Genomic DNA, 8,742 nt, shown 5'->3' with positions numbered 1-8,742 from the left:
CCCTGGCTCAGGCGGTGTCTGCCGCCGAGTGCGCCACGGATACCCATCGTGGTGCCGAAGTGTTTGCCACTGAGTGCAGCGTCTGCCACGCGGTGACCAAGGGTACGACCGGGATGATGGGGCCGAATCTTTTCGGCGTGTACGGGCGCAAGTCCGGCTCGCTGCCGGGCTTCAGCTACTCCCAGGCCATGCGCGACAAAGACGTCAGCTGGCAAGCCGAGAACATCACGCAATTGATCACCCAGCCCCAGGCCTTTGTGCCGGGCACCTACATGCCGTACATGGGCCTGGCTTCCGCCGACGACCGCCAGGCGGTCGCGTGCTTCCTCAAAGAACAACACTGATCAGGCCGCATTTGCGCCTGAACAAATCGTCTGAATGAAAGGTGAATTATGAGCAACGTTGAAATCCTGCCCCAGGTGGCTGCATTCCTCGAGCGTCGTCACGGCTGCTTCATTGACGGCCAGTGGGTGTTTGCCGAGGGCGACAGCATCGCCGTGGTCAACCCGGCCACCGGGCAAACCCTGTGCGAAACCCTGGATGCGCCGCTGGAGATCGTCGAGCGCGCCGTACAGTCGTCGCACAAGGCGTTCAAATCCGGCGTATGGTCGAGCCTGCGCCCGGCCGACCGTGAGCGCATCCTGCTGAACTTCACCCGCCTGGTCGAAGAACACGCCGAAGAACTGGCCCAGCTGGAAACCCTGAGCCAGGGCAAGTCGATCAACATGGCCCGCGCGCTGGACCTGAACGCCACCGTGGAATTCATGCGCTACATGTCCGGCTGGGCGACCAAGATCGAAGGGCAGACCTTCGACGTGTCGATCCCGCTGCCACCAGGCGCCAAATTCACCGCGTTCACCAAGCGTGAGCCGGTGGGCGTGGTGGTCGGCATCGTGCCGTGGAACTTCCCGCTGCTGATCGCCACCTGGAAGCTGATGCCGGCCCTGGCCACTGGTTGCACCGTCATCATCAAGCCGGCGATGGAAACCCCGTTGACCGCCATGCGCCTGGCCGAGCTGGCGCTGGAAGCGGGCATCCCGGCCGGTGTGTTCAACGTGGTCACCGGTGGCGGTGCCTCGGTCGGCGGTGTGCTGACCTCGCATCCACTGGTGAGCAAGGTGTCGTTCACCGGTTCCACCGCCGTGGGCAAGAGCGTCGGCGTGGCGTGCATGGAAAACATGACGCGCTTCTCCCTGGAACTGGGCGGCAAGAACCCTATGATTGTGCTCGCCGATGCCGACATCGACAAAGCCGTGCAAGGCGCGATCCTCGGTGGCTTGCTGAACAACGGCCAGGTCTGCGCCGCGGCATCGCGCTTCTATGTACACCGTTCGATCCACGACAGATTCGTCGAGGCCCTGGCCGCCGCCGTCTCGGCGATGCCGATTGGCGCGGGCATGAACGGCGACGCGGCGATCAACCCGCTGGTGTCGCGCAAGCAACAACAGAGCGTGCTCAAGCACATCGAACTGGCCCGCCAGGAAGGTGCGCGGGTGGTCGCTGGCGGTGAGTTGCTGGAGGGCGACGGCTTCTTCGTGCAGCCGACCATCCTGGCGGACATCGACCACAGCATGGCCGTGGCCCGCGAAGAAGTGTTCGGCCCGGTACTGGGCGTGATGCCGTTCGACGACGAAGACGCCGTGATCGAACTGGCCAACGACAACCGCTACGGCCTGGCCGCGAGCCTGTGGACCAACGACCTGGGCAAAGCCATGAACCTGGTGCCGCGCATCGAAGCCGGTACCGTGTGGGTCAACGCCCACGTGCTGCTCGACCCGGCGATGCCGTTCGGTGGCGTCAAGCAATCGGGCATGGGCCGCGAGTTCGGTCGTGCGGTGATCGAGGCCTACACCGAGCTCAAGTCGGTGTGCATCGCCCATTGATCAACCTGTAGGAGCGACGGTGCGGCGATCCGACTTGCTCGCGAAAAACGTCAAGATAATGCGGTCTGTCAGTTAGTTCGCGTTATCGTTGGCGACCATCGCGAGCAGGCTCGCTCCCACATCATGCTGCGGGTGGCGGTTTCGCCAGTTCAATGCCGGCGGCACCCAGCCGCTTGAGAATTTCAAACAGCAGCTCGCTTTTGATCGCGCCCACCGTGCGTGGGCTGCCGACGTAGCCGGTGATGGTCAAGGTGATGCCTTCAGGTTTCAGCTGACTGAAGCGCAAAAATGGCACTGGCTTATCCAGAATGGATTCGTGTTCGGTGAAGGTGTCGTACAGCAGGTTTTGTACTTGCTCCGGGTCGATGTCCAGCGGAAACATCAGTTCGAGTATCACCACGCCCTGGGCGCTGCCGCCCAGGGTGACGTTGCGCAGGTTCTGCGAAATCAGGTGGGAGTTGGGAACGATCATGATCGAGCGGTCGGCGAGTTGTATTTCCGTGGCCCGCACGTTGATCCGACGGATGTCGCCTTCCACGCCACTGATGCTGATCAGGTCGCCGACTTTCACCGGGCGTTCGGTCAGCAGGATCAGGCCGGAGATGAAATTCTTCACGATCTCCTGAAGGCCAAAGCCGATACCTACCGACAGGGCACTGACGATCCAGGCCAGGTTGGTCCACTTGATTCCCAGCGACGACAGCGTGAGCAGGACGACGGACACGTAACCGATGTTGGCAAACAGGGTGCTCAGCGAGGCGCACATGCCGGGGTCCATCTCGGTTTTCGGCAGGAACTCGCTATCCAGCCAGCGCCGCAATGAGCGGATCAGGTAGATGCCGATCACCAGGGCCAGGATGGCATTCACCAGGTTGTCCGGGACGATGTTCAGTTTGCGCAGCCCTTCGCCGCCGAGAATGGCCACGGTATTGGTGGCCAGTTGACCGAGCGTCGTACCCACACCGCCGACAAACAAGGCAATGACACCGATCAGTAGGAGGACGGCGCGGCCAGCCCCGGACAGCACGGTGCAGATCTGTTCCAGGCGTGGATTACCGATGCCCAGTAGCTGCTTGATGGCCTTGCCGGCAGGTTGCCTGGGCGAAAAAAGGTAGTCGCAAGTGTCTTGGTAGACCTGTGTGAGCAGGTAGAAACCGGCGAAGATGATGAATATCCAGACCATTTCGTAGGTGATGAACCGGGCCATCGTCACGTAGCCGATCAGCAGGGCGAACAGTGACACCACCACGGCAACGCCGGCAAAGGTATAAATCAAACCGGCGAAAGTGGTGACGCCTTCCGGGGCTTCTCCGGCCGCTATCATTTCCTGGCGAGTCTTGCTGACGCGCAACAGGAGCGCGCCGATCACCAGAGCAGCGACCAACGCCACGATACCCCGACCGAACAGCACCACTTCGGCGCTCATGCCGGTGACATTGCTCAACTGCACCAGTGTCACCAGCACCAGCAGCAGGCTTGCCAGCAGTCTGGAATAGGGCGCCATCGCCAGCGCTACCGGATCGGAAATATCGGGCAGGCGCCACGAAGGATGTTGGGTCGACAGCAACGCGCGGCTCAATCCGGTGATCAGCACGCAGGTATAGGCAAGCTTTTCCAGGTATTGCGTCAGTTCGGCCAGCAGCGGGGTGTAGGGCAGTTGGCGGGTCGCGGCAAAATGCAGCAGTTGCAGGGCCGCGCCGGCGGTCAGCACTGTCGCCATTACCGAGGCCAGCGCAAGGGAGCTGCGTCGTAACCGACCTTCAGGCATTCGATGAAGGCACAGCCAGGCCAGACCCCGGTTGGCGAGCGGTCGACCCACGGTCCATATGGCCAGCGCCAGCATTAGCAGGGTGGCCGTGAACATGCGTTGTCCGGGTTGCCAGGCGGCCCGGTGCGTGGCCTCGAGTTGCTGGATGACGCTGCTGAAACGTCGGCGGTCATCGGCAGGAAAATCGAACAATGGCGACCAGAAACGCGGGTTCAAGATGCTGTTGGTCTGCTGGGTTACCTCCGCTTCCAGCAGGGTGCGGCGAATACTGGCAATCTGGGTGATCAGCTCGGCGGCACTTGTTTTCAGCGCGGCCAGGGTTTTTATTTGGCTATCAATCCTGTTTTTTTGCTCGCCGAGGGCGTCTCGTTGGGCGGTAATGGCAGACGTCACCAATGCGTTCTCGTCGTGTGGCACTGGCCCCAGCACGTTGAGTTGCGCCTGCAACTGCTCCTGTCCTGGCAACAGCGATGTGGACTGGCGATCAATATCCTGGATGAGTACCTGGACCAGGCCCTGTGAGCTTTCCAGCTGAGTGTAATTGCTGGCCTGGGAAACCTGCTGCTTGAGGCTGTTCAGCCGGTTTTGCAACCCCAGCAGATCGCTGTCGGAGATGCTGATGACCGGGGTCGTGGTGGTGGGAGCAAGGGTGTCGGCCACGGGCGCCGCCAACAGCCATCCCGGACTCGCCGCCAGAAGCGCGAAGGCGACGTAACTCATTGACTTCAATACATTGAACATCGGCGTGCTCGACGGGTTGTTAGTCACTTAGCCAATGAGGTTAGGTCATGACACGCATCCTTGAGCATTGTTTTGCCACAAGTGCCCCGGGTGGTTTGCGCTCAGGCGTTACTCATGCTGTTGCCGCGCCGGGAAAAACAGTTCGAAGCAGGTGATGCCGTCGGCACTGCTGACGTTGCAGGCACCGTTGTGCAATTGCATGATCGTCGCCACGATCGACAGGCCCAGGCCATTGGATTGGGCCGAGCGTTCGCGGGATTCGTCGACCCGGTAGAAACGTTCGAACAACCGTGGCAGATGCTGGGGCGCGATGGTCGGGCCGTGGTTGCGCACTTGCACCTGGATGCCGTCGGCGGTCGGGTTGGCGTGGATGCACAGCTCGGAATGCGGGGCGCCGTACTTGATGGCGTTGGCGCACAGGTTGGCCAATGCCCGACGCAACAGCATCGGCTCGGCCCAGATCAAGCCGCTGCCCCGGGCATTGATGCAGATGCCGACGTCGGTCGCCGGGCCTTCGAAATAATCGGCCATGCGTTGCATTTCGTCGGCGGCATCCAGCTCCTGACGCTGGCGCAAGGCACTGCGCGGATCGGTGCGGGCCAGGAACAGCATGTTGTCGAGCATGCGCGCCAGGCGCTCGAGTTCTTCGACATTCGAGGCCAACAGCTGCTGATAGGCGTCGGTGCTGCGGTTCTGCTGCAAGGCCACCTGGGTTTCGCCGAGCAGGTTGTTGATCGGCGTGCGCAGCTCGTGGGCCATGTCGGTCGACACCTGGCCCAGTTGTATGAAGCCTTTGTCCAGGCGGTCGAGCATGGCGTTGAAGGCGTCGATCATCGGCAGCAGTTCCAGCGGCGCGCCCTGGCTGTCGAGGCGTTCGTTGAGGTTGCCGACGTCGATGCTCTGGGTATGGCGCGCCAGGCGCCGCACGGGCAGCAGGCCGCGATGCACCAGCACGTAACCGGACAGCGCCAGCAGAATCGCCGCGACACTGGCGAACAGGTAGACATTGAACCGGTAGTCGGCGAGCACGGCGGTGCGCTCGGTCATCAGGCGCCCGGTCACCACTTGCAGGCTGCCCAGATCACCCGAGTCGATGGTCGCCGCCAAGGCGGAAAACGGCACGCCATTGACGTTGGGCAAATGCTGCACGTCGTCCAGGGTCAGCCGATGATCCATGGCCACCGGGGTCAGCACCGGCATTTTCAGGTTGCCCGGGTTGACCACAAGCAATGGCGGTTGCCCAGGGGTGCCAATAGTCAGCAGGGCCTCGCGGTTGCCCATCATGTTCTGGAACAGCGCCGGTTTGGCCTTGATCAGGTCCAGGGTGTTGCTGTCGTTGAGGAAGGTACGCAACTGGTCGATGCGGGTGATCAGGGCAATGTCGTCGCGCCGGATCAACTCGCGTTCCAGGTCGCGGTACAGCGCCACGCCAAGCAGCGCCAGCGAGACAAACGCCAGCAGGGCAAACACCAGCGCCAGACGCAGGGTCAGGGAGTGGCTGAGGCGGGTGGCGGATTGCAGCGGCGTCATCGCATTCATGGGGGCATTCAGGGCTGAGTGTCGAAGCGGTAGCCGATGCCGCGCACGCTGTGGATCAACTTGAGCGGGAACGGATCATCGATTTTCAGGCGCAGGCGGCGCACGGCGACATCGACGACGTTGGTGTCGCTGTCGAAATTCATGTCCCAGACCCGCGAGGCGATCATCGAGCGTGACAACACTTCGCCCTGATGCGTGGCGAACAGGTGCAACAGGGCAAATTCCTTGTTGGTCAGGGTGATGCGGTTGCCGGCGCGGCTGACGCGACGCTTGAGCACGTCGATCTGCAGGTCGTCGACGTGCAGGTGTTCGTCTTCCCGGGTAGGACCGCGCCGGGTCAGGGTGCGCAGGCGTGCCACCAGTTCGGCGAAGGAGAAGGGTTTGATCAGGTAATCGTCGGCGCCCAGTTCGAGGCCTTTGATGCGGTCGGCGATGTCATCCCGGGCGGTGAGGAACAGCACCGGCGTATCGGCTTCCTTGCGCAAGCGGCGCAGGACTTCCCAGCCATCCATCTTCGGCATCATCACGTCCAGCACGATCACGTCGAAGTCGTGTTCCAGGGCCAGGTGCAGGCCATCGACGCCGTCCCGCGCCAGGCTCACGGTGTATCCGAGTTCCTGCAGGCCGTTGAGCAGGTAATTGCCGGCCTTGGGTTCGTCTTCGACTACGAGGATATTCATGGAAATCTGCCTGATTCGGTCGGGCTACAGGGGCAAGCCAGTGGCGCAAGTGTAGCCCGGCCAGTGGTGAATACAGGCATCCGGTCAATTCTCGCCAATACAACCTACGCCCTGGACCCGATAGTCCAGCTGGTGCTCGCGACCCTGGTGGTCGAGGTAGTTGAACTGCGCCGGAACGATACCGCACTTGCCGGAAAGGTCGGTCATGGACAGCACTTTGGCCACATCCACCGGCACATAAAAACCGTCTTTGTCGTGGATGACCGGCGAGGTGGACTGGGTGACGGCAAACGCCGAACCGGTGACGAGCAGGGCGGCAAAACCCGCGATCAACATTTTCATGACGAATCTCTCTCTACAAGGGCAGGGTGGCTGCCGGTGGTTGGCCTGACAGTGAGTTCAGGCTAACTAAGCGATCCGGACAGCCGACCAACAACTTGATGACAAAGTTGTAATGAAACGCCGCCCGCAACACCGCAATCCCTTGTAGGAGCGAGCTTGCTCGCGATGGACGTAAAGGCACCGCGTTTACACAGATGACCCGCGTATTCGTTAGCGACCATCGCGAGCAAGCTCGCTCCTACAGGGGGTTGCGGTGTTATTGGCAGGTGGTTTATGCAAAACAGATCAACCCGCGGATCCATGGCCTAAGCTTGTTCGCAGGCCCATGTTCATCGAACACCTCGATGGGCAAACGGCACCTATAAAAACAATGCAATCAGGAGATGCCCATGTCCGCTTTGATCCGTCGTTTCAGTCGCTGCATGGCCGCCGGTTTGACCGCTGCCGTGCTTGTTGCACCGGCCTTCGCGCTGGATACCGTGAAATTCATGGCCCCGGGTTCAGTGGGCGGTGGTTATGACCAGACTGCCCGGGTGCTGGGCAAGGCGATGGTCGAAGCCAATACGGCCAAGGCCGTGACCTTCGAGAACAAGGGCGGCGCGGGCGGGACCCTGGGCCTGGCGCAATTTGCCAACAGCACCAAGGGCGATCCGAATGCGCTGTTGGTGGTCGGGGCAATCATGGTCGCGGGCATCGAACAGAACAAACCGCAGATCAGCCTGAAGGATGTGACGCCCATTGCCCGGCTGTTCACCGAGTACAACGTGATCGCCGTGCGCAAGGAGTCTGAATACAAGACCCTCGACGACCTGATCAAGGCCTTCAAGGCCAATCCGACGAGCATCACCTGGGGCGGCGGCTCCAAGGGCTCGGTGGATCACATCGGCATCGCCGAGCTTGCGGGCAAGCTGGATGTGCCGGTCAACAAGGTCAACTACGTGGCCTTTGGCGGGGGTGGCGAGGTGGTTGCCCAGGCGCTGGGCGGGCAGCTCAAGGTGATCACCGGCGGTTACGCCGAGTTGGGCCAATACATCAAGACCGGCCAGTTCCGTGTCCTGGCCATCGGCGCGCCGGAGCGTGTTCCCGGTATTGACGCCCCGACCCTCAAGGAGAGCGGCTATGACGTGACGATCGGCAACTGGCGCGGCGTTTACGGTGCAGCGGGCCTCACCCCGCAGCAGCGTAAAGAGGTGATCGACGCGGTCGTGGCCGCCAGCAACAGTAAGGTCTGGCAGGACAATATCCAGACCAACGCCTGGACGCCCAGCGTGCTGACCGGCGATGAGTTCGGCAAATTCGTCGAGGAAGAACACGTGCGGTTGCGCGCCATGCTGGTCAAGGTCGGGCTGATTTGAGATGGCCACACTGCGCGCAGTGGTACCGACGCAATTGGCGGTCGGCATCGGCCTGATTGCCATCAGCGTCATGTTGGCGATGGGCGCCTACCGTTTTCCGCCGGAAATGGGGTTCGTCATCCTCCCGGCGTACGTTTATCCCTATGTCGTGGCGGCGTTTCTGGGGGCCGTGGGGCTGCTGCTGGGGTATCAGGCCATCAGTGGCGGCTTTCGCGAGCTGGATAACGATGCCGCCATGGTGTCCGGTGGAAAAACCGGTGCGGCCTGGGTGACCGCGGGGCTTGTCGGGGTGGCGGTGCTGATCAACCTGATCGGTTTTGTGCTGGCCGCCGGGTTGCTGTTTGCCTGTTCGGCGCGGGGTTTTGGCAGCCGTCATCCCGTGCGGGACCTGGCCATCGGCATTGCCTTGACCCTGCCGATCTACTGGCTGGGGG

At 61.9% G+C, this 8,742-nt stretch carries 8 protein-coding genes; 4 read left to right on the top strand and 4 right to left on the bottom strand.

What is annotated here, in order from left to right:
• Window positions 1–2: 2 nt before the first annotated feature.
• Both PMI29_RS07965 and PMI29_RS07970 read left to right on the top strand, forming a co-directional pair.
• Window positions 3–344: a c-type cytochrome gene (locus PMI29_RS07965; protein WP_008001327.1), complete on the top strand. Its 342-nt coding sequence runs from the start codon at window positions 3–5 to the stop codon at window positions 342–344.
• Window positions 345–392: 48 nt separating this feature from the next.
• Window positions 393–1,883 carry an aldehyde dehydrogenase family protein gene (locus PMI29_RS07970; RefSeq protein ID WP_008001324.1) on the top strand — a complete coding sequence of 497 codons (1,491 nt, stop codon included), beginning with the start codon at window positions 393–395 and terminating at the stop codon, window positions 1,881–1,883.
• A 121-nt stretch (window positions 1,884–2,004) separates the two neighbouring features.
• On the opposite strand, the gene PMI29_RS07975 is transcribed toward PMI29_RS07970, so the two are convergent.
• From PMI29_RS07975 to PMI29_RS07990, 4 genes are all read right to left on the bottom strand, one after another.
• Complete coding sequence (locus tag PMI29_RS07975; RefSeq protein ID WP_008001322.1) at window positions 2,005–4,392, bottom strand: DUF3772 domain-containing protein; 2,388 nt, start codon at window positions 4,390–4,392, stop codon at window positions 2,005–2,007.
• Between the two features lie 108 nt (window positions 4,393–4,500).
• Complete coding sequence (locus PMI29_RS07980) at window positions 4,501–5,931, bottom strand: heavy metal sensor histidine kinase (protein ID WP_008001320.1); 1,431 nt, start codon at window positions 5,929–5,931, stop codon at window positions 4,501–4,503.
• Between the two features lie 8 nt (window positions 5,932–5,939).
• The gene (locus tag PMI29_RS07985) at window positions 5,940–6,611 is read right to left on the bottom strand and encodes a heavy metal response regulator transcription factor (RefSeq protein ID WP_008001318.1); all 672 of its coding nucleotides are present in this window, start codon (window positions 6,609–6,611) and stop codon (window positions 5,940–5,942) included.
• Between the two features lie 84 nt (window positions 6,612–6,695).
• On the bottom strand, window positions 6,696–6,953 hold the full coding sequence (locus tag PMI29_RS07990) for a DUF2790 domain-containing protein (RefSeq protein ID WP_008001316.1): 258 nt from the start codon (window positions 6,951–6,953) through the stop codon (window positions 6,696–6,698).
• A gap of 389 nt (window positions 6,954–7,342) precedes the next feature.
• Between PMI29_RS07990 and PMI29_RS07995 the strand changes: the two genes are divergently transcribed.
• Together PMI29_RS07995 and PMI29_RS08000 are read left to right on the top strand one after the other, a co-directional pair.
• The gene (locus PMI29_RS07995; RefSeq protein WP_008001315.1) at window positions 7,343–8,308 is read left to right on the top strand and encodes a Bug family tripartite tricarboxylate transporter substrate binding protein; all 966 of its coding nucleotides are present in this window, start codon (window positions 7,343–7,345) and stop codon (window positions 8,306–8,308) included.
• 1 nt (window position 8,309) lies between these two features.
• Window positions 8,310–8,742: tripartite tricarboxylate transporter TctB family protein (locus PMI29_RS08000; protein WP_008001313.1), on the top strand; the 433-nt coding region annotated here is incomplete at its 3' end.

This window comes from Pseudomonas sp. GM49, from assembly GCF_000282355.1.
GTDB lineage: Bacteria > Pseudomonadota > Gammaproteobacteria > Pseudomonadales > Pseudomonadaceae > Aquipseudomonas.
Note: the sequence above shows the minus strand (reverse complement) of the source record. Positions and strands in the feature narration are given on the sequence as shown.

Bases quoted from the DNA above. Each gene is read 5' to 3' on its own strand.
- PMI29_RS07970 (WP_008001324.1), top strand. From the start codon at position 393: ATGAGCAACGTTGAAATCCTGCCCCAGGTGGCTGCATTCCTCGAGCGT.
- PMI29_RS07975 (WP_008001322.1), bottom strand. From the start codon at position 4,392: ATGTTCAATGTATTGAAGTCAATGAGTTACGTCGCCTTCGCGCTTCTG.
- PMI29_RS07980 (WP_008001320.1), bottom strand. From the start codon at position 5,931: ATGAATGCGATGACGCCGCTGCAATCCGCCACCCGCCTCAGCCACTCC.
- PMI29_RS07985 (WP_008001318.1), bottom strand. From the start codon at position 6,611: ATGAATATCCTCGTAGTCGAAGACGAACCCAAGGCCGGCAATTACCTG.
- PMI29_RS07990 (WP_008001316.1), bottom strand. From the start codon at position 6,953: ATGAAAATGTTGATCGCGGGTTTTGCCGCCCTGCTCGTCACCGGTTCG.
- PMI29_RS07995 (WP_008001315.1), top strand. From the start codon at position 7,343: ATGTCCGCTTTGATCCGTCGTTTCAGTCGCTGCATGGCCGCCGGTTTG.